This window comes from Bilifractor sp. LCP21S3_A7 (assembly GCF_052118825.1).
Lineage (GTDB): Bacteria > Bacillota > Clostridia > Lachnospirales > Lachnospiraceae > Bilifractor.
The window spans coordinates 24,134-44,245 of sequence record NZ_JBQKGL010000018.1 but is presented as its reverse complement, the minus strand read 5'-3'; the positions used below and the strand labels follow the sequence as shown (position 1 = coordinate 44,245).

20 protein-coding genes and 2 pseudogenes are annotated in these 20,112 nt (G+C 48.9%); 6 read left to right on the top strand and 16 right to left on the bottom strand.

The annotated features are described in order from the left end of the window. Positions 1–70 precede the first annotated feature (70 nt). From ACTQ1O_RS13370 to ACTQ1O_RS13295, 16 genes and pseudogenes are all read right to left on the bottom strand, one after another. Positions 71–235 (bottom strand): annotated as a pseudogene (locus tag ACTQ1O_RS13370) (DapH/DapD/GlmU-related protein); the annotation flags it as partial. 677 nt (positions 236–912) lie between these two features. Beyond that, complete coding sequence (locus ACTQ1O_RS13365; RefSeq protein WP_441487691.1) at positions 913–1,128, bottom strand: DegT/DnrJ/EryC1/StrS family aminotransferase; 216 nt, start codon at positions 1,126–1,128, stop codon at positions 913–915. Further along, positions 1,125–1,499, bottom strand: a complete 375-nt coding sequence (locus ACTQ1O_RS13360) for a hypothetical protein (protein ID WP_441487690.1) — start codon at positions 1,497–1,499, stop codon at positions 1,125–1,127. The genes ACTQ1O_RS13365 and ACTQ1O_RS13360 overlap by 4 nt, the downstream gene beginning before the upstream one ends. Then, positions 1,484–2,785, bottom strand: a complete 1,302-nt coding sequence (locus ACTQ1O_RS13355; RefSeq protein WP_441487689.1) for a hypothetical protein — start codon at positions 2,783–2,785, stop codon at positions 1,484–1,486. Before ACTQ1O_RS13355 ends, ACTQ1O_RS13360 begins: the two co-directional genes overlap by 16 nt. A gap of 8 nt (positions 2,786–2,793) precedes the next feature. Continuing rightward, the gene (locus tag ACTQ1O_RS13350) at positions 2,794–3,216 is read right to left on the bottom strand and encodes a hypothetical protein (RefSeq protein ID WP_441487688.1); all 423 of its coding nucleotides are present in this window, start codon (positions 3,214–3,216) and stop codon (positions 2,794–2,796) included. 28 nt (positions 3,217–3,244) lie between these two features. Beyond that, a complete protein-coding gene (locus tag ACTQ1O_RS13345) occupies positions 3,245–3,853 on the bottom strand; it encodes an SIS domain-containing protein (RefSeq protein WP_441487687.1) in 609 nt (202 codons plus the stop codon). After that, positions 3,853–5,460 (bottom strand): sugar phosphate nucleotidyltransferase, encoded by a 1,608-nt coding sequence (locus ACTQ1O_RS13340; protein ID WP_441487686.1) that lies wholly within the window; start codon positions 5,458–5,460, stop codon positions 3,853–3,855. The genes ACTQ1O_RS13345 and ACTQ1O_RS13340 overlap by 1 nt, the downstream gene beginning before the upstream one ends. A gap of 53 nt (positions 5,461–5,513) precedes the next feature. Then, positions 5,514–6,596 carry a galactitol-1-phosphate 5-dehydrogenase gene (locus ACTQ1O_RS13335; RefSeq protein WP_441487685.1) on the bottom strand — a complete coding sequence of 361 codons (1,083 nt, stop codon included), beginning with the start codon at positions 6,594–6,596 and terminating at the stop codon, positions 5,514–5,516. 43 nt (positions 6,597–6,639) lie between these two features. Continuing rightward, positions 6,640–7,353 carry an IspD/TarI family cytidylyltransferase gene (locus tag ACTQ1O_RS13330; protein WP_441487684.1) on the bottom strand — a complete coding sequence of 238 codons (714 nt, stop codon included), beginning with the start codon at positions 7,351–7,353 and terminating at the stop codon, positions 6,640–6,642. 6 nt (positions 7,354–7,359) lie between these two features. Next, complete coding sequence (locus ACTQ1O_RS13325; RefSeq protein WP_441487683.1) at positions 7,360–8,040, bottom strand: ribulose-phosphate 3-epimerase; 681 nt, start codon at positions 8,038–8,040, stop codon at positions 7,360–7,362. A 5-nt stretch (positions 8,041–8,045) separates the two neighbouring features. Next, the gene (locus ACTQ1O_RS13320) at positions 8,046–10,028 is read right to left on the bottom strand and encodes a LicD family protein (protein ID WP_441487682.1); all 1,983 of its coding nucleotides are present in this window, start codon (positions 10,026–10,028) and stop codon (positions 8,046–8,048) included. Positions 10,029–10,161: 133 nt separating this feature from the next. Further along, positions 10,162–10,986, bottom strand: coding sequence for a flagellin N-terminal helical domain-containing protein (locus ACTQ1O_RS13315; protein WP_441487681.1), 825 nt, complete (start codon positions 10,984–10,986; stop codon positions 10,162–10,164). 236 nt (positions 10,987–11,222) lie between these two features. Then, positions 11,223–11,879, bottom strand: coding sequence for a PilZ domain-containing protein (locus tag ACTQ1O_RS13310; protein WP_441487680.1), 657 nt, complete (start codon positions 11,877–11,879; stop codon positions 11,223–11,225). Between the two features lie 55 nt (positions 11,880–11,934). Next, positions 11,935–12,846, bottom strand: a complete 912-nt coding sequence (locus ACTQ1O_RS13305; RefSeq protein WP_441487679.1) for a lytic transglycosylase domain-containing protein — start codon at positions 12,844–12,846, stop codon at positions 11,935–11,937. Positions 12,847–13,001: 155 nt separating this feature from the next. Beyond that, a pseudogene (locus tag ACTQ1O_RS13300) lies at positions 13,002–13,298 on the bottom strand (EscU/YscU/HrcU family type III secretion system export apparatus switch protein); the annotation flags it as partial. Beyond that, positions 13,285–14,709 carry a hypothetical protein gene (locus ACTQ1O_RS13295; protein ID WP_441487678.1) on the bottom strand — a complete coding sequence of 475 codons (1,425 nt, stop codon included), beginning with the start codon at positions 14,707–14,709 and terminating at the stop codon, positions 13,285–13,287. The gene ACTQ1O_RS13295 and the pseudogene ACTQ1O_RS13300, both read right to left, overlap by 14 nt. A 291-nt stretch (positions 14,710–15,000) precedes the next feature. Here ACTQ1O_RS13295 and ACTQ1O_RS13290 point away from each other — a divergent pair, with 291 nt between their 5' ends. The 6 genes from ACTQ1O_RS13290 (at position 15,001) to ACTQ1O_RS13265 (ending at position 20,096) form a co-directional block, all read left to right on the top strand. Continuing rightward, positions 15,001–15,318 carry a flagellar biosynthesis anti-sigma factor FlgM gene (locus ACTQ1O_RS13290; RefSeq protein ID WP_441487677.1) on the top strand — a complete coding sequence of 106 codons (318 nt, stop codon included), beginning with the start codon at positions 15,001–15,003 and terminating at the stop codon, positions 15,316–15,318. 270 nt (positions 15,319–15,588) lie between these two features. Further along, entirely contained in the window at positions 15,589–16,023 is a 435-nt protein-coding gene (locus tag ACTQ1O_RS13285) for a hypothetical protein (protein ID WP_441487676.1), read from the top strand. A 24-nt stretch (positions 16,024–16,047) separates the two neighbouring features. Further along, positions 16,048–17,976, top strand: coding sequence for a flagellar hook-associated protein FlgK (locus ACTQ1O_RS13280; RefSeq protein WP_441487675.1), 1,929 nt, complete (start codon positions 16,048–16,050; stop codon positions 17,974–17,976). A gap of 27 nt (positions 17,977–18,003) precedes the next feature. Continuing rightward, complete coding sequence (locus ACTQ1O_RS13275) at positions 18,004–19,236, top strand: flagellin N-terminal helical domain-containing protein (protein WP_441487674.1); 1,233 nt, start codon at positions 18,004–18,006, stop codon at positions 19,234–19,236. 76 nt (positions 19,237–19,312) lie between these two features. Continuing rightward, positions 19,313–19,813 (top strand): flagellar assembly protein FliW, encoded by a 501-nt coding sequence (gene fliW, locus ACTQ1O_RS13270; protein ID WP_441487673.1) that lies wholly within the window; start codon positions 19,313–19,315, stop codon positions 19,811–19,813. Continuing rightward, positions 19,785–20,096: a carbon storage regulator gene (locus ACTQ1O_RS13265; RefSeq protein WP_441487672.1), complete on the top strand. Its 312-nt coding sequence runs from the start codon at positions 19,785–19,787 to the stop codon at positions 20,094–20,096. Before fliW ends, ACTQ1O_RS13265 begins: the two co-directional genes overlap by 29 nt. Positions 20,097–20,112: the final 16 nt, after the last annotated feature.

Here is a 20,112-nt window from a genome sequence, read left to right as displayed (position 1 = left end):
TTATTCAGTTTTCAAGGTGCAAATGTATATGTGAAACGGGTTCATGGTGGAATCCGTAACAACCAATTCATCAGGTACTCAATCCGCTAGTTTTCGGACAGTCTGCCCCGACAATAGCAAATGGCGGCACATCCTTCGTAACTACGGCACCGGCTGCGATAACAGCACCATCGCCAATAGTTACTCCCGTAGTAATTACTACATTGGCTCCTATCCACACATCATTTCCAATAATTACTGGTGGATTATTCCTGATCTGAGATGTAAAAGTCCAGTTATTATGATATTTTCCATATTTTATTGCGTACTCGTTTATAGGTGGCATATCACCCACCCAAAAACGCGAATCGTCGACAATCTGATGAGTCGTGACACAATCAAGTGAATGATTCTCGTAGATTCGAGCCGATCCATTAATACTGCAATAATTACCTATCGATTTTGCTAAAGAGAACGGAAGATGATCTAACAATTCATAAAATCCATAGGTATGATGACCTATCCGGCAGCCCTTATAAATTACCTCGTCTTCATAAAATAATTGATTTTCGCCTTGGCTTAGTTCTAAATCATTAAAAAAGTAAATAAACTGATCTTTTTGGAACCCAAGCTTATGTAATCTTTCTGCCGTTTTCCCTTCATCATACTGAAATAAACTAATAATGATATAATCTGTGCATGGATTCAACTCTTCATATTTGTAAACTTGATAACCATTTACTCCATTCGGAAATTTCAGATAATTTTGATCAACAAATCCCTGTAAGCGAATGTTGTTCTCCTGAAATATCCCAAGAACTATATGTCCACCACATCCGGCTCCCAGAATAAAAGCGCGGCGATGAGAGCATATTCCCTTAATTATTGATAAAAAGTCCCTTGTGATAACTCTCGACTTGACATGTTCTGCATTCATACTTTATTATATCCACCATCCTTCCTGATAACCGATGCGATATTTTCAGCCTGCTCTACGCTCATTTCAGCAGAAAATGGGAGTACAAGTACTTCCCCGGCAATTCTTCTCGCAACTTCCAGGTGCATAAATTTATATTTATTCTTAAAGCAGGCTTGATCTGCCGTTAATGGGTAAAAATATTTTCTCCCAAATATATTATTCCTTTTCAATTTTTTTTTCTTATTATCTTCGGAATCACCAATTTATCCCTATCAACATTTACCGCAACCGACATATCAAGTCCCGACGGTTTTCTGTCATTTACGAGAATTCGTTCTCCATAAGGTACGTTGAATATGATCTCGTTATATCGAATATTGTTTATCCTGAGAAAATCAATAGTCAGTTCCCGATACTCATCTGTCCTTGATGTAAGAAAAATAATCATGTCGTCGGCAGGGATGGAATCGATAAATTCCCTTGCACCAGAAAGCATTGTATCTATACCATCAATTTTATAACCATTATGTTTGACGATCGTTCCATCCAGATCCAATATCCATGTTTTAGGAAGTGTTGACATGATCATTTCTTCTGCCATTGAAAATCCTCATCTACTATATATTCTTCAAATTCAGGTATATGATACATCTCAATCGCTTTCCACCGTGTATCAGAGTAAAAGTAATCCGGATACAAAGCAATCTTTCTGCATTTCGTATATCTTAATACATCACAGAGCCCGCTTCTGATGCCTATAAATGTTCCTGCTTTTTCTGCGGTTGCGGGGAGCTCGCCGATCGGGACACTCAAACGTATTGTTCCCGGCAGAGTTGCTTCATCCCCGACGGCATTTGTGTATAAGGTATATCCCTCCGACCTGAAGTTTTCAATAATATCTCTCCATATATGTCCTGGGAGTTCTTGTACAGATTTTGCATAAGGAGACAAAATAACACTATGTACTTTTATCTCCGCAGATGCAGGAACAAAATAATACGGCTGCCACGGTTTACATTTATTAGACAATCCAAAAACGCCTTCCCGGTATATTTGTTCGAGCGGTATGCATTTCACATATAAGGCTCTGTGAAGGTTTACAAAATATGGTCTGTCCTGATGCGCAATGAACACATTTTTATCCCGTGTATAAACTGCCGCCTGGATGATTTCATCCATGTCATTTTGTGAAATGATTTCCGCACCTGTTCTATTGTACATTTTGACAACTTCTCCGCAGGCTTTTCCAATCACACATACCCTGTAACCGGTCATCGGATAAATCGTGTTATGCTTATCAGCTATGCCTTTGTTGAACAGAAAGAATGGGAGATATGACATTACAAAGGTAATATCTCCAAGCGCAGAGAAAGGACATAATATCAACAAATCGCCCTTGTATTTTCTATGCAGCTTCATCAGCTTTGTTTCGCCGCGTTTTTCCCTCTCTGACATCCGTTGTACTGTACGATCTGATAATGAATAATCCGCGAAACTGTTATAATTCACCATCTTGTGAATTGAACCATCGTAACCGAGCCGCCGAAGCTGCCTGACCATAGATTCATAAGCTCTGGCCGCAATAAGGACGGTTGATTGACTGTCATTTTTGCCGGTTTCTTTTATAAATTGATTCGGTGATATGATCGGTACATTTCTGTAATCAAGTCCGTATTTTTGATTGTTGTTATCCATGATTCCGCATACATGGCAACCGTCATTCACAAGGAGATCAATGAGCTTTTCTGTTGCCTCGCAATGCCCGAAAACATAGATTTTCATGGATCCGTCCAATGAACCCTTTACGGCTTCATATTCTTTTTTCATTTCATTGTAATGCAATGTATCCATGAAAACATCTCCCGCCATTAGCTCATCAGCAAGCAATCTGCTCCTTATGAAGTAATGTATCCATAAAAAACAGCATCTACCATTTGCTCATAGGTCAGAAGCCCGCCGGTGTAATAATTCATGAGTCCAGAAAATTGAGTCCGTTCTGACAATACGATGATTCTATCCGTAAACTCATATAAATAATAAGTTAAGAGAAGCGCTTCCATCCGGTCATCGGATATCAGCCTTACTTCCGATATTCCATCTACACTTTTACCTGCCTCTTCATCACAGGTGATCACAAGTATGGCGGGGGCGCGCTTGCCCTCCTGCTCGCTTTTACCATCGTGTTCATTTGTTATCCGATGGATGCCCTTCTGACAGAACAGTTGATAAAACGATTTCACGCTTTCCGTTCTTGTATCAAATATTACGATAAGGTCATTTTTATCGAGGTCATACTTAAGCTGTTCAATGAGGTTCATGCCCTATCCTTTTTATATTCAATGATATTTATGTATTATCCATTTCACGAAGCGTCTTTCCTATTGCGCCACCGGGATGGTTTGGCTTAAAGTCATGTTCGAGATCCAGGTGGAGTCGCCTTGACAATTCAATGGCAAGTTCCTGAAGCACAATCAGATTAAGGGTTGTCGAATTATTCGGAACAATATTCCAAAGGTCACCCTCATGTTCAAGGTGTATGACAAGCTTGTTCTGAATAATACGCGTCAGTGTACTTTCATTATGGAAGGTAAGTAACCACAGATTAACATTTCTATTCTGAAGCAATTGTGCCAAGTAAATAGATTCCTGTGTTTCTCCACTTTTGGTGAGAATGATAACAAGGTCTCCGGGATGGATCATTCCCATGTCACCATGGACCGCCGAATTGGTGTGAAGAAATCCCGCATTTAATCCGAGCGACCACATGGTCCCCACGAATTTATCGCAGATAGGAACGTTCTTTCCCAATCCAGAAGCAATGATTTTATGCCCTTCGTTTAACGTTCTCTCACAGTCGGACACAAGCTCATCCATTTGGGATTTGTCAATCGATTTCAGCGCATCGGTCATTATCTTCATATTCTTATCGAAATACTGTTCAAACGCACTTTCCATCACAGTACCTCCTCGAGATAATACAGACCATTGTAAAACGCACCACAGACGGAATCGTAATCCTGCCATACATACGTCGTCAGTGACAGCCATATTACTGCATGCAGGAGTTTAATCTCCCATGGGTCCGCTCCGGTAAATTCAAAGAACTCTTTTTCAACATCTTCCCAGTGATTGGAGGCAATCTGCAGATTCACTTCATCTTCTCCAAGACCCTCTATCTTTTTCCATTTAATGTTGTTATAAGCGGCAGCGGAGTCGGGGATGTTATGTACCAGTGAAACTTTTTGCTGTTCTTTACCGCCAATCGTTAATTTGAAGTCCTTCAGATTAAACCTGTCGTAGTTTCCAATGATTGAATAATATAATTTGGCCCAGTCATAATTTGGATCACCGTAAAGCTCTGTGAATCCGAAATAGCCTCTCGGATCAATGAATACCGGCTTTCCGTCATTTCTGAGCATCAGATTTGAAAAGGTACAGTCACCGTGAATAAAGGAAAAATGATCGCACTTTATTTTTTCAAGAGTTTTCTCGAGCTCTCTTTGATGGAAAAATACGTTGCGGCATTTTCGTCCGTTTACGGTAATATATCTGTCGCGGGCAAAGGGTACCAGATCCTCTATACCGGATAGCCTTTTTATTGTTTTGTTGTAATAAGCTTCCCGCATGCTGAAATAATCGGTTGGAACGCTTCCCTTTGCATGCAGGCTTTGAAGGGCGTCTGTCATTTGCTTCAGCACTTTTACCTTGTTCTCATGAGTGAGATTACATTCATAGATATTCTTCCCATTTATTTTTTCCATTCTCAAAGGATTTGTAGAATAAATATGCGGAAGAGCAGAGATGTGGTAATCTTTCGCCTTCTCGTACCAGGCAATTTCCCTGACGGCAAGCCTTTTTCCCTGCTCATCCACAGGCTCCTTCGTCAACACATCACCATCAACGGTGATGCGATTGAAGGGCCTAGTTTTCTCTGCGCCAAGCTTATTATATTCACTGAGCAGTCCAAACTCTTTGGTACCGGCGAGAGACCACTCGTCAAATATCATGGATTTCTGCTGCATCCATCGAACAAGTTCGCCGGATTCCGGGACGTCACAAAGGGATGATCGGTTATGGAATAAGAAGAACCCTGCGACCCCCTGTTCTGTAGATCTTTCCTCAGAAAATTTTCCATCTTTATACATCCACCTGCATGGGAAGGTTTTGGATATCCCTATGTAATCCCTAGTAGGGCAGTTTTTATCCTGATAATCGGATGGAAGTGCAAAGTCAGATTCAGATGGAAGAATAAGATCGGACCAGATGAGCATAAAAGGTACGTTGTCAGGTATCAGATCAACTGCCTGCTTTACTCCACCGACTGTACCGATACCAACCGCATCAATAACAATGTATTTAACATCGGCAAAGGAAGCCAGATATCTTCGAAGCACATCCTTATGATAGTCTGAAATAATGATGAAACGCTTGTCGGGGAATTTTCTGAAAAGGTGAAAGAGCATTGGGAGATTGTAAACAGGAACTATTGCTTTTGGTTTATTCTCTGTTAGGTATCCCAGCCGGGTGCCTTTTCCACCCGCCTGAACTATAATATAGTCCATCTGTATTCCTCCTAGATTTTTTCGTTGCCTTTATATGTTAATATCGGGTTTAGTTAAATCCAATATTGATTATGTACCATAATCTTTACATATTCCTCTTTTTTATCTTTCATAATGAGCAGACCCTTCTGAAGATCCCGCATTCGAAATCTCTGGGTAACGAGGGTTTCCGGTTGTATCACCCCTCTGCGGGCAAGCTTCAAAACGCAATGCCAGTCATCCCTGGAATCTCCAATAAATGAGGAATTCCAGGTGCCGGTAACCGTCAACTGGTTCCTCAGAATCTTCCAGTATACATCTCTCGGAATCCGCATATCTGAATAGGGATTGCCGACCAGTACAACTCGTCCCAGCGGAGCCGCTGCGTTTACGGCCTGTACGGCTGTCTCATTCCTGCCGACGCACTCGAAGACGATATCTGCCCCGATCCCCTCCGTACCGTCAAGAATACGACCCACCGTCTCAGCATCCGGATACAAAATATTCTCTGAAGGGATTCCCATCCTATGCGCAGTCTCTCTCTGAAATTGCTTTTTCCCTACAGCCAGAATCTGTCGGTATCCCACGCCGTAGAGAAGCTCTGTCAGTAGCAGACCGATCGTGCCGAGGCCGATAACGACGATCCGAAGCGTCGGATCCGGTGTAAAACCTTCTGTTCCGAAATCGGGAACTGCACGGCGAATCGCATGCATCGCCACGCTCATCGGTTCCATCATCGCGGCCGCCTCCATGGATACCGAATCCGGAATTTCCATCAGATTGGAAGCCGGTACGCGCACCAATTCCGCAAACCCTCCGTCACAGCGGGATCCCAGATAATTATAATGCCGGCAAAGCTCATAATTCTTCTGCCGGCATGGCCCGCAGACTCCGCATGGAATCAGCGGGAACACCCCGACGCGCTTCCCCAACCATTTTGTATCGACGTCTGCGCCTGTCTTCTCCACAACACCGGAAAATTCATGTCCCGGGATCAGCGGCATCACATGCGCGCCACCCTGGTATATTCGCGGAATGTCCGAACCGCAGATACCGGCGCAGGAGACTCGGACAAGAACCTCTCCTTTGCGCGGTTCGGGATCCGGAACCTCCGTATAGCGGATATCTCCAATAGCGTACAAGACATTTGCTTTCATCTCATCCCCCTGTGATATCTGGTATCACGTTCTGCCCAACCGGTCACTTGCCTGCCGGATCTTCCATTATGATCTGCCTTACCCGGTCCATATCCTCTGCAATCGTCACCTTGAAATTGCCGGGTTCTCCGGGAAGAATTGCCATATCCATGCCCGCCATCAACGCAGGCTCCGTAGACCCGTTGATTTCACGAATCCGATCCGGCAGCAGTTCCTCATTTGCTTCCAGATAAGGTCCGAACCGGAACGCCTCCGGAGCTTGTCCGGCGTAGATCTGCCCCCGCGGGATACAGCCGTCCAGCGTTCTCCCGTCCATACTCTGATACATTGTATCCGTTACCGGAAGAACCGGAATCGCCCCATCATGCCCTTCCGCCGCATCCAGCGTTCTGTTCAGCAGTTCTCCTGACATAAACGGCCGCGCAGCATCATGTATCAGAACATAGTCGTTTCGCGAAAGATTTCCCCGAAGGTCCAGCAACGCATGATAGACCGAAAGCTGGCGGTTTTCTCCCGGATCAGAAAATCCGTATCTCACGGTCCGTCTCTTTGCAGAAAGCCGCGTCATCTCCTCACTTATGCGGTCCCGCCACTCGTCTGCCGCCACGATCTGCACGCGGGAGATCCTCTCACACGAGAGAATGGTCTGCATGGAGTAGGAGATGATCATCCGTCCGTTAACCTCGATATACTGTTTCGGTATTTTCAGTCCGGCGCGCGTCCCCGTGCCGCCGGACAACAGAATTGCAGCCGTCATATCTTCTCACTTTCCGGTTTCGTCCAGTTTCCGGATATCAGCCAGAATATCCCGGTAGGGTCTGCCCTTTCCGAACAAAAGCGTCGTGCCGAGGACAAATCCCCTCACGCCGATCGGCGCGTACTCCCGGATCTTATCGCTTCCGCAGGCGCCGTCCCAGTATACCCCGAACCCCATCTGATCGCGGTATTGAAGCAGACGCTTGATCTTCTCTCCCACATACGGCAGATACATCTGCCCCGCATTCCCGGGGTTCACCGACATCACCAGGACCTTGTCTACGATCCGGAGCATCTCATATACGGTTTCAATGCTGGTTCCGGGGTTGATCGCAATTCCCGGGTGCATCCCTGCGTCTATAATCTTCTGCAGCGTCGTCGACGGATGATACTCCGCCTCCGGATGGATGTAAACCGTGTCGCCTCTGCGCAGCCTTTTGAGAAACAATTCAATATTGTTATTCGGATGCTCAATCATCAGATGGACATCCATCGGCCGGTCCGTGGCAGATGCGATGTACGAAAGGTCATTTAAGGACATAGCAAAGTTCGGTACAAAACGGCCGTCCATGATATCGATATGAAACGAATCGATCCCGCCCTCTTCCAGCTCGCGGACTTCTCTTTCCAGGCAGCTATAGTCCGCACACATCATAGAGGCGCAGTATTCTACATGATGTTTTTCCATCTTTTCTACGCCTTCCGTCCTTCCAATACCTGAATCAGCTCCGACAACTCTTCCTCCGTCTGCTCTGGAACATATCCGTACAGAAGCTTCTGATCCCAGTATTCTTCGTCAATTCCGGGCTCCTCGTCGTGATAGAATTCCATAAAGTTGCGTTTCATCTGTTCCGACTGCAGCACCGTAAAATCTGCGTAAAGCGGCCCGGGAATGTTCGCGTAAAACCGCATATCCTTCCACAGAACTGACTTCTTGTCCGAGAAGTCCTCGACATGATACCAGGGAATATAGATCAGCCTGTCCGTATATTTCCAGAGAATCCTTGTATAGAATCGGATATCCACACTTCTGGTATAATTATACTCATCGCACCCGCTCTGTACAATCATAACCTCCGGATGCCGCAACGCATATGAATAATTCTCTGCCGGCATTGCCGAGGCCTCCTCCGGCATTTCAGCCAGATCCGAATATTTTTCCTCCTCGAAAGAGGTATCCGCCTTCTTCCGGCAATAGTCGGGAACCACCACGAACACTCTCGTGTCCGGCCGGTCCTTGTACACACGCCACAGTGGCTCGACTGCCGGCCAGTGACGGGCCCGGTCGACGACGAAGACGATCTCCTTTGTACGCAGGTAATTGCGGACAGCATCGTTTACCTCGCGCCAGGATTGATGAACGGCCCCGATATCCTCTTCGCTTATCTCCCCGGAGGCCATTCCCTCATACAGATGATAGAGAGCATCGCAGTATCCCTGCAGAACCGCAAAGGCTGGATCGCTCTCCGGAAGACGGGATTCCATCAGCGAGGCGACATTGCCTGTTGTCTTCTGCATATCCGACAGCAGCGTCACCATCTGGACAGGATCCGCGCAGACCGACTCCATCGAGAGGAGATCATCAAATCGGTTCAGCACATCCCGAAACAGAGAGAGCTGCTTTTTCGGATTCTCACGACGCTCCGGGAGGTTCGGACACAGATCAGCCCGCAGGTGAAAATTGTACACGTCCCGGTCTGTATATGCCAGAATTTTTTTCTCCATCCCCTTGAAGAAAGGATATTCGTGCAATGCAGTACCTTTATAGATCACATGATAATTTCCGTAAATATTCGTCAGAAGCTCATCATAGCCTGCGGGAATCGGAAGCTCCACGTTTTCAAACGGAACATACTTCGTCTCGGCGAACCATTCCTTCCGAAAGCCCGGAAGCTTTCGCTGAAGGTGCTCCGGATACACCCGGAAATACTCTCCTTCCTCCGGCGTGAAGTAGGCAATCAGTCCGGTATAGAGCAGATCCACCTGCCCGAGCAGCGGCTGCTCCGCATCGATCGGATGATTTGTCAGCGTCCGGAGCTGTTCCAGTGCAAGGAAGATTTCGTCTGCGCTCTGATATTTCCCGCGATATCCCTCAATCTGTCGAATAGTAAGTTCCTTAGATTTGCAGCTGATTTCCTGTTCCTCCAGCTTCTTACCCAGATTTTTCAGGTATACCATGAGGTTGATGCACGCCTGAACCCCGAGATCCCGCCAGTGTTCATCCTCTTCCTTTGAGGAAGTCGCGTCCAGGACAAAGGTATCCAAGCCCGCGCAGTACTGACAGCCCTCGTTCCTGTCCAGAAATTCCTGATCGAAGCATATCCTTTTCATGTGATTGGAGAGTACCGGAATCATCTCGCTGTACTCTCCGTTTCGCGTCTCCTGGACATAAAAGGCAGGCTGATCCTCTCCGCAGTTCAGCAGCTGATAGAGCCGGTTGAAATCTTCCCGCATCATCCAGATGTCGCAGTCATCGTCCCACGGTACAAATCCGCCGTGCCGCACCGCTCCCAGAAGAGACCCGTACGCCAGGAACCAGCGAAGTTCGTGAGCCCGGCAGAACCTGTCGAATTCGTAGAGCATCCGGATCTCCGAGGCCCACACCCGTTTCATCATGCCGGAGACGAAAAAACCGTCCCTTACTTCATCTTCATCATAATCCGCAGGAAGCTTCATCTATTCCTGGCTCCTTTCTCATCCAAACCGCTTCACCAAATGCTTTCTTCCGAACAAAAATGCCTTCCGGGTACAGACCCGGAAGGCACAAAATACAGTCATTGCAGTCAGGCCACAAATCGAATCTTCACAATTAGCGAAGAAGTGACAGAACACCCTGCGGGGTCTGGTTTGCCTGTGCAAGCATGGACTGCGCAGCCTGCTGAAGAACGTTGTTCTTGGAGTACTCCGCAATCTCCTTAGCCATGTCGGTATCGCGGATACGGGACTCAGCCGCTGTAACATTCTCATTGGTAACCTTGAGGTTGTTGATGGTATGCTCCAGACGATTCTGCTTTGCGCCGAGCTTAGCGCGGTATCTGGATACGGTGTTGATGGCCTTCTTGATCTTCGTGATTGCAGAATTTGCCGCGTTAACATTGGACATATTAAGCATATTTACACTTAATGCGCTGGCAGTCATAAGCTGGCCGCTGATCGTTACAATCTCCCCGGATGTCGGTCCGATCTGAAGCTGAATCGTGGAGTTATTATTAAGCGGCTCCAGTCCATTGTACTTGGTGTTCTGGGCAATTCTCGTGATCTCGTCCCGAAGCTCGTTGATCTCATTCTGGATGTTGGATCTTGCGATCTGTCCCTCTGATTTTGTGGAATAGGTTCCGTTAGCAGCCTGTGTCGCCAGAGTTGTCATACGCTGCAGCATGCTGTGAGTCTCGGTCAGTGCGCCTTCCTCTGTCTGAATGAGGCCGATCGCATCGTTTGCGTTTGCCTCTGCCTGTGTCAGTCCATTGATCTTGGAGCGCATGGACTCGGAAATAGCAAGTCCGGCAGCGTCGTCTGCCGCGCGGTTGATACGATAACCGGAGGACAGCTTCTCAAGGTTCTTGTTCAGGTTGCTCTGGTTTGTGCTTAAGTTTCTGTAAGAGTTTGTAGCTGCGATATTGTGCTGAATAACCATAGTATATTCTCCTTTTGTCTGCTTCGCGGGGACTTCCCTGTCCCTGCTATTATTCTTCTTCAGCGGATCCGTACCTCGGAAGAACAAATGCATGATTGATATGTGATCCGGAAGCCTCATCAGCTCCCTTATGATTAATACTTCGGCTTGCTTTTCCGTCTTATAAGTGAAAATCAGTTTTTTTCAAAAATTCTTTTGAAAATACCTTTGAGATATTATCCTATGGTAATATCCGATTATTCTGCGGGTTCATCCGAGCCCCGATGGATATCCTCCCGCTGTTTGTGGAAGACAAATCCTCTGACATCAGCTTCTGCTCCCGGTGAGATATGGGCAAATCTGCAGCCGTAAAAGAAGGCTTTCTCTTTCTTCTCTTCCTGCGTTTCGTCATGCTCATCGCGCTGGTACAGGACCTTCAGTGTGAATGGCAGAATGCGTTTTCGGAAAGCGTACTGAAAGGCTACGCATTCTCCAGTCTCGAGCGATATGGGACATCTGATCAGGGCCCCTCCGGCGCTGATATTCACGATCATACCGTCAAACGGACCTGTTCTCTCACTCCGGAATTTCATCGGAAGACGGATATCCGCACGCACATCCTGATGGCGCTGCTTCGTCTCAAGCACCCTCCTGATGTCGCAGGTGCCAAGCCATTTCTCGGTTCTGTCTTCCGGATCCGCTCTTTCGAGTACCCGGATCCCGCACTCTGTCCTGACGACGCCCAGGAAACCATCGTAGAAGTCAACCCTGACACCGTTTTCCTCTCCCGTTCCGTCATATTCCACAAGATACAGCAGTATCTGTCTCTCTGTCAGCCTGACGCGGGCAGTCAGCTTCTGCCCGCCGGGCATATAGATTTCCGCTTTTTTGCAATCTTTCAGGATCGTTTTCATAACTCTGACCTCTTGATCCCATCCTGCCGGACCGTGTCCGGAATTCCCTGCAGCTTCAGATTGATATTCCGCTGCCGTCGTCCGAATATAATCCGCCGATCGACGATGCATTATCCATGAGCGTACGGATCCTGAGCATCTGGATCAGGCTGTCGAAGGTTTCCCGATCCAGAGTCACCGTGTCGCTCTCCGCGCCGGATTCGCTTCCCGCCAGGCCGGCAGGCGCATCCTCCTGTTCTGTGGTTTTCGGTGCGCTTACGATAGGTTCTTCTCCGTTCATGGACTCCATTATGCTTTTGACGTAGCTCTGTGTCTCCGAAAACGGAGGAATCCCGCCGTATTTCGCGACATTCCCTTCGCCTGCGCTGTAGGCTGCAAGAGCAAGACTGAGGCTGCCGTCATATTCCTTCAGAAGCCTGGCCAGAAGCCTTGCCCCGCCCATGATATTCTGTTCCGCGTCGTAAGGATCGGTCACACCCATGGCAGCTGCCGTTCCCGGCATGAGCTGCATGACTCCCATGGCCCCCGCATAGGAGGTCGCCGACGGGTTGAACCCAGACTCATGCTTTGCCACAGCCTTCAGAAGCTTCGAAGAAACTCCGTATGCCGCTGACGCGCGCTGAAAGATCTCCTCAAGCGATCCGGCTTCTCCCGGATCTTCTGTCATGCCGCTCTCCGAAGATATCTTCTGCCCGGATTCTGTGCTCTCCGCGGTACTTCCGGATACCATCCCGTCCGCCGCGGCTCTTCCGGATACTGTCCCGCTCTCCGCGGCACTTCTCTTCGAGGATATTCTCTCTCCCCTGTCCCGGTTATTTTCTGCTGAAGACGACACCCTTTCAAGAGCGGCTTTCCGCAGATAATTATCGAAGACAGCGTTTCCGGTCACACCGGAGGTTCCGGAAAGTCCCGTCCGAAGGATCAGACTGTTCAGGTACGCATCTGTGATTTCACTGGTTCTGCTCATTTATGTCTCCTCTCTCTGCTGCGATAGCCGGATGAGGACATGCGCTCCGGCGGCTGCGCCCGCCGCACTGACGGTTCTCTCTCCTGTGCGGTTCTGCGCGCCTCCTTATCTGTCTTTTTCACGGATGAAGCCGGCGGCTGCTGTACGTTTTTCTTCTGTGGCTCCTCCGCCTCTCTCTTTCCGTCGGCCGTGAACCCCAGAAAATATACATAAATCTCTACGATTGACCGATAGAGTTCTTCCGGAATCTCCGTTCCCAGCTTCAGTTGGGTCAGCAGAGATGCCAGAGACGTATCCTCATATACCGGAACCCCTGCCTTCATCGCAGTTTCTGTGATCTTCTCCGCGATATATCCCATGCCGGATGCCACCACCACAGGAGCGTCATGGTTCTCCGGATCATATCGGAGGGCGGCTGCCTTCTGTTTCATAATATCCTTATACCGAGACATTGACGCTCCTTTCTGAATCGCGGATTTCCGGGAAAACCTCCTGCACTCCGATATCCCGGATTCTGGGCGAAACCGTAATGTCAGCCGTCAGATCGTTTCTCCGGAAGATTCCGGTTATGGCGTTTTCTATCCTCCTGGGGCTTTCCTTTACGGTGTCCGGAACAAAGAGCTGCAGATCCGTCTTTCTGCCTTTCATGACCGCGACCATATCAAAGCTTCCCAACCCGTCGATCCGGAATTTGAGGAGCAGTCTGACCTGATGTTCCTCTTCTCCGCGTGTCCGGTTCTTCTCCTTTTGTGCGTCGGGATCCACCCACATCTCGCTCATGACGTTCTTATTGTGGTATCGAAAGGGGATCAGCATATGAAGAATCGGCATGTACGCGCTCTCATTCATCAGCAGACTGTTCAGAACCTGATAGTAACGGTCAATGCTTTCATTCCCGGTTTTCCCCTCCGTTCCTTTCAGAAGCAGACGTGAAAATGCTTCCGGAAAGCTGCCGTTTACATCCTGCTGTCTCTGCTCCGTCAGCTTCTGAACGAGACTGCTTTCAGGATTGTCTTCAAACATCAGCCGGAAGTCGCCGTTCCGGTTCAGTCTGCGGAAGGCCTTTACCAGTTCCCCCTCATCCCCTTCTTCGTATTTGATCGTGTATAGTGAGAATAGTACCGCCGTTTTGCGGATATCTCCATAATCGTGCGTTTTCGATATATATCTCGAGAGAAACGGTATGATCCGGTCATTCAGAAGACGGGTATTTGCCTCCCTGTCTCCGTTTTCCGCATTCCAATCCATCTGAGACAGCGCTTCCTCAAAATCTCCCCGGTATGCCTTTAGCATCTGGCCGGCCGCATTCTGTCCAAGGGTCCGGAGCTGATGAAGCAGATGAGAACCCGATGTATAGCTGTCATAGCTTCGAATGAACCGCATGACGGCCTCCTGATCGCCCTCGAACAGATTCTCCCTCACAACGTTTCGTATGCCGTCGAAAAAGCTTCCGGAGAATTTCGTCTGACCGCTTGTCTGTGACTGCAGATACTTCAGAAGCTCATCCGGGTTCTCCATCTCGATATCCGCGAACAGGTCTCTGAGCAGAGCGGAAATCTCCGGATCCCCCGTCTTCAGCAGAGCCTCTCCGTCGCGGAACAGAAGCTCATTCATCTGCTCCGTGATTTCCCCGCTGCTCTGCAGTCTCCGGAGGAAAGCCGCATAGTTGCTGTTGAAATCAACAGCTCTTCCGGCTGCCTCTTCCGGGTTCCCGGAAACCTGTGTCCGGTCCGCGTCCGGTCTTATGCCTCCGACCGTTCCAGAATCCCCGATCCGGCCCGCGCCCGGGTTTGTTCCTGTCCGGATCGCCTGCCCGGAATCAATATTCATGTCCGGAGATGTTACCTGTAAAATGTTCGCCATACCTTCTCCAATACTGACGCCGGAGAGATCTCCGGGCCGCAAAAGTTCTTATCTTTTTATCGGCTTTCTTTTTATCCGTATAAGACCATATCATATTTCGCACTAATATAGAAGGAAAACCTTCTTTTATCTTTGATCTTTTTCACTTTTACGGTTATAATGCCTGTATAAAAGACGATAAATAATGTGATGACAGGTATGCGTCTGTTATATTCCAGTGATGTCATCAGTTTTTCCAGAATCTGTGTCCCGTCAGCCCGGCCCCGGAGCCGGACAGAAACGGAGGTTTATATGGCAATACATTTTAACATCAACAGCAGCATTGATCCGGTCGGCAGTTATTCCCGCAGCAATAATCTGCGCCAGTCCGCCGACACAACGAATGTGCAGGAGACTCCCTCCGCAGACCGCGACAAGCTGTCTCTCCACTCGAAGGACTCTGTACCGGACGATGAGAGCTTTGCAGCACTGCTCGCAAGGAAAACAGCCGAATCCGTCCGGCAGGGTGTCAGTACGGAGAGGACAGCCGAGCTTCACGATCTGGTACAGACCGGCAGATATCGTGTCGACGCGGAACGGGCTGCGGCACATATTCTCGGATATTTCTGAGCTGTCTCTGCCGATATTGACAGAAGATAGGAAATTTCCGGATATCCCCGGGCTGCACCTGCGGATATAGAAAGATAGAAAGCGAGATAAAACACGCTACGCGAGTTTTATCTCGCTATCGCGACGCTCGCCGCACACGAATACTTCGCATTCGGCTGCGGCTCACTGTTCGCGTAAACCAGAGCGCGGACCACGGAGAGTCCGCAGCTTATCCGTATGCTGCGCCCCGCCTGCGAGGCAGGGGCGTTTTCATTTTTTCAGGAGTATGATATGAGTTATCCGCCACAGGATCTTCGTTCTTATATTGATATTATGAGTGCTCTGTCTGCCTGCGTGTCTGATCTGACACGCGCGGAGAATCAGATGACAGATGCCGCTTCCCGGAATATGCCGCAGGAGCTCGACGAAATGGTTCGCGCCATACAGCCCGATCTTCTCCGGTTCCGCGGTCTCGAACAGAAACGGGAAAAGATCGAACGGCAGCTCGGAATCTCCGGTCTGACAATTCGTGAGATCCTGAACACACTCTCTGATGACGAACGGCTCCGGGCAGAGCCTGTGCTCACGGAGCTCTCCGCGCAGCTTCGGCTGTTTGCCGAGGCCAGAGATAATGCGGACCGCATCATGCGCGTCCGGCTTATGGAGGTTCAGTCCGTCCTGAAGGACGCTCCGGAGCCGGATTTGTTTCATTCTACGCTTGCATAACACTTTGACTTTGGAGGCTATTTAATGATTCGAGCAACTTTCGCCGGCTTCAATACCGCGCTTTCTTCTCTTCGTGCAAACCAGAAAAAGCTGGATGTCACAGGCCAGAATCTGGCCAATATGACAACCGAGGGCTATACACGTCAGGAGCTCAAGACCTCCGGCGTCAATTATGAGAATCCGACATCCTTCTACATGAATGAAAATGATGTAAATGTAGGCTTCGGTGTCTCCATGGACAGTATGACGCAGATGCGCGATCAGTTCCTTGACATTCAGTACCGCGACAGCAATTCCGGTATGAGCTATAACAAAACCCTTTCTTCATCCATGAACTCCATGTCACAGTTTCTGGACGAATCAAAGCTCGACGGACTGAGAGCCTCTTTCGACAGCATACAGACAGCTCTTACCAATATGCAGGACCCTTCCAAGGTAAATGATCCGGTCTATGAGGGCGAGCTTCGCTCCCGCATGGAGGCAACGGCCACACTTTTCAATAATACTTCATCTTCTATCCAGGCCGCGATGAAGAATGAATATCAGAACATTGACGGAAGCGGAAGCTCCGAGAACGGCTACACAGACCGGATCAATCAGCTCCTCGCCGATATCGGCGGTCTGAATGTCTCGATCAAGAAGAATCAGCTGCTCGGCAATCCTGCGCTTGAGCTTCAGGATACCCGCAATCAGAAGATCGACGAGCTTTCCTCTTATATTCCCATCCAGGTCACCTATTTTACCGAGAAATATACTGTCACCAATGCGGACGGAACCACATCCGTCCGTGACCGCGGTCTGAACTACGATTCCTTCGGCAACGCGACCGGAAAGTCCGCTTTCCCGGAGGATCTGAAAATTGAGCTTGTTTACACACACACGGACGAAGACGGCAAGAATCCGGCCGAGAACTTCGTGACACTTGTAAACGGCTCGGACGTCAGCGGCGGAAAGAAAAACTACGGAAAGGCCGATATCCTGATTGACGGGAAAAGGGTTTACGATGATTCCGGGAACCGCAATACCTCCGTCCCCACCTATGACGGAAAAGCAGACCCGGACACCGGCGCGATTCAGAATGTTCAGCTCACCTTTCAAAAGGCGGAAAGCTACACAATTTCAAACGGAAAGGATTCAAACGGCAATTCCGTTTCTGCTTCTCAGAAAGAGTCGATGACTACAAACAATCACGTTACGACAGATGCATCCGGAAATGTTACCAACAGCTCGACCGACCGTCTGAAGAGCGGCTCTGTTCAGGCAAGTCTTGATATGCTCGCGGACAGCAAGAGCAGCCTGAACAACGGCAGCATCTACAGGAGCTATGACTACTATATGAAGCGGCTCGATACTCTTGCCTCCGCGTTTGCGCTTGAGATGAACCGGTACAACTACATGGGAACCAATGACGTGTATAAGAATACCGCGAATTTTAATCTCAGCGCGGAAGATCTGACTAAAAAGAATGCGGACAAAGATACCCGTCCTTTCCTGCTTCTGGTGAATTCCGGCATCGATAAGGCAGGCGATTCCCAGACAGCAAACCGGATCACCGCCTCCTCCATCAGCATCTCAAAGAACTGGGTTAACGGTACCGTACACATCGGCACCTTCGGAGATCCGGCACAGGGCAACAGCGCGACTGACACAGCTCTGCATATGCTGCAGTCTCTCTCCACGACACACCGGGAGATCGGCGATCGCTCCTACGCGGATGAGATGAACAGCATCTCCACCTACCTGGCGAACGATCTTCACAATAACGAGAATACCCTGAAAACCAATCAGGCAATTCTGAAAAGCATCGCCACCTCCAAGGACCAGATATCCGGTGTCAGTCTGGATGAGGAGGCTGCAAATATGATGACCTATGTATCCTCCTACAATGCGGCGGCGAAGCTGATGTCTTCCCTGGATCAGACCCTGCAGACGCTGATCGGAATGGTCGGCTGATTTTAATTCATCAGATCGGAGCAGATTATGAGAGTTACAAGTTCTACCTATTACAAAGATTACGCAAAGACCGTACAGGATCTGCACAGCGAGCTGAACAAGTCCATGCAGCAGGTCTCCTCCGGAGAGAAGTACAGCTCCGCGAGCGAGGATCCTCTCGCGTACTACAGCGGCAAGAAGATCGACAATCAGTACACAGATGTCATCGCCAAGAATACGGTTATTTCGGATGTCAACAACCGGCTTTATCAGCAGGAGCAGGGCGCACTGTCCATCCAGGCGGAGATGAGAACCATCAACAAGAATATTCTGGCGCTGCGAAATGACAGCGGCAACGGAGAGGTAACGACGATCGAGACCTACAACTCCGATTTCGAACAGCGCATGCAGACAATGGCAAATCTTCTGAATACTACGTATGAGAACTTCTATGTATTCGGCGGAAATGACATGACCACGGTTCCGTTTACGCTGACCGAGGATACGCAGAACCATTCCTTTACCTTGAGCTTCGCCCACAAGTTCCCCGGTGAATCCGACACGACAACTACCATGTCGATGACCTACCATCTGAACGATGACGGCAGTCTCCAGCTCGACTACTCCGGAAAACGGAAGACTGCTCAGGATGACGGCACCACGGTCACCTCCGATCTTTCTGCCGGCGATACGAAGAGTTACATTCTGAAGGCCATGGAAGAGGAAGGGCGTATGAGTCTCGGCTACGGAAGCCTTGAGAACCGCTCCACCCTCCCGGACACCTTTACGGGCGGTCTGAACATGCTGACCGGCCTTTCCGCCGACGGCCTCAAGGCTCTTGAAAAATCCTCCGGCAAAGATCGCGCTCTCTCCGAGATTGATGAACAGCTGAAGCAGACGCCGATCGCCCTGACGGCAAAGACCATCCTGACCACCGCCGCCTATATTGATGCGAAAAAGGGCACGGACCGTACCGCGGAAGCAAAGGCGCACGACAATTTCTCCCGCGATCTGGGAGATGTGATCGGAAAATGGGATGACAGCGAGCAGCGGATCAGCAGCACCTACCGCGAACTCGGCCTGAAGCAGTCGATTCTCTCCGACACGCAGGAACGCCTGAATACTGTGAAGGATACCCTGGAGAAGCAGTATAAGGACAAGCTCGGCATTGACCCCTATGATGCCATTGTCAAGATGTATTCCCAGCAGTATGCGTATCAGGCAGCCATGAAGGTAGGCTCCAATATCATGCAGTCCTCTCTCTTTGACTACGTGAGATAACCTGAGCCCTGTTCAAAATCTGATGATAATATCTTATTTAAAATCTGATTCTAATATTCTGTGAGGTATTTGATATATGCTGACTTTAAAAACAGAGGAGTACGGAACTCTGGAATACGAAAGCGACTGCTGCATTAATTTTCCGGATGGTCTGTTCGGTTTTCCGAACCTCCACGAGTACCTTCCGCTCTGCCTTAACGACGAAGAGGACAGCACTCTTCTGGTTCTCCAGTCCACAGAGGATTCTCATATCGGCTTTGTGGTAATCAATCCGTTCGCTCTTGTCGAAGAATATCAGCCGGAGCTCACACCCGAAGAATTGAGCTACCTCCACGCGGATTCTGCGGACAGCCTGACCTTCTATGTCATCTGTGTTCTGAAGAACAACTATCTCGACAATACCGTTAATCTGAAATGTCCGATTGTGGTCAATCCCGACACCAGGACGGGAATGCAGGTCATCCTCAACCATTCCGGTTACAGCTTCCGACATAAGCTGATTGAATTTTTACACCAAAACCCGAACAACACGGACGGAGAAATTACCCATGCTGATACTGAGACGAAAGAAAAATGAAAGCATTCTGATCGGAGAAAATATCCGGATTACGGTCGTTGACTGTGCCCCTGACGGGGTACGCCTGGCAATAGACGCGCCGAGACAGATGTCTATTCTCCGCGAGGAGCTCTCTCAGGCAGAAGCGGAAAATAAAAGCTCACTGGCACCCGGTTACCGCGCGATCCTGGATCTTCAGGATTCTCTGCTCGATGGGCTTTCATCCGGCAGAAGGCCACAGAATCCGGCCGATACACCTGTGCAGAATCCGGCCGATCCGGCCAGCAGCAGCGAGAAAAAATAAGTATGGAGCGGTGTCC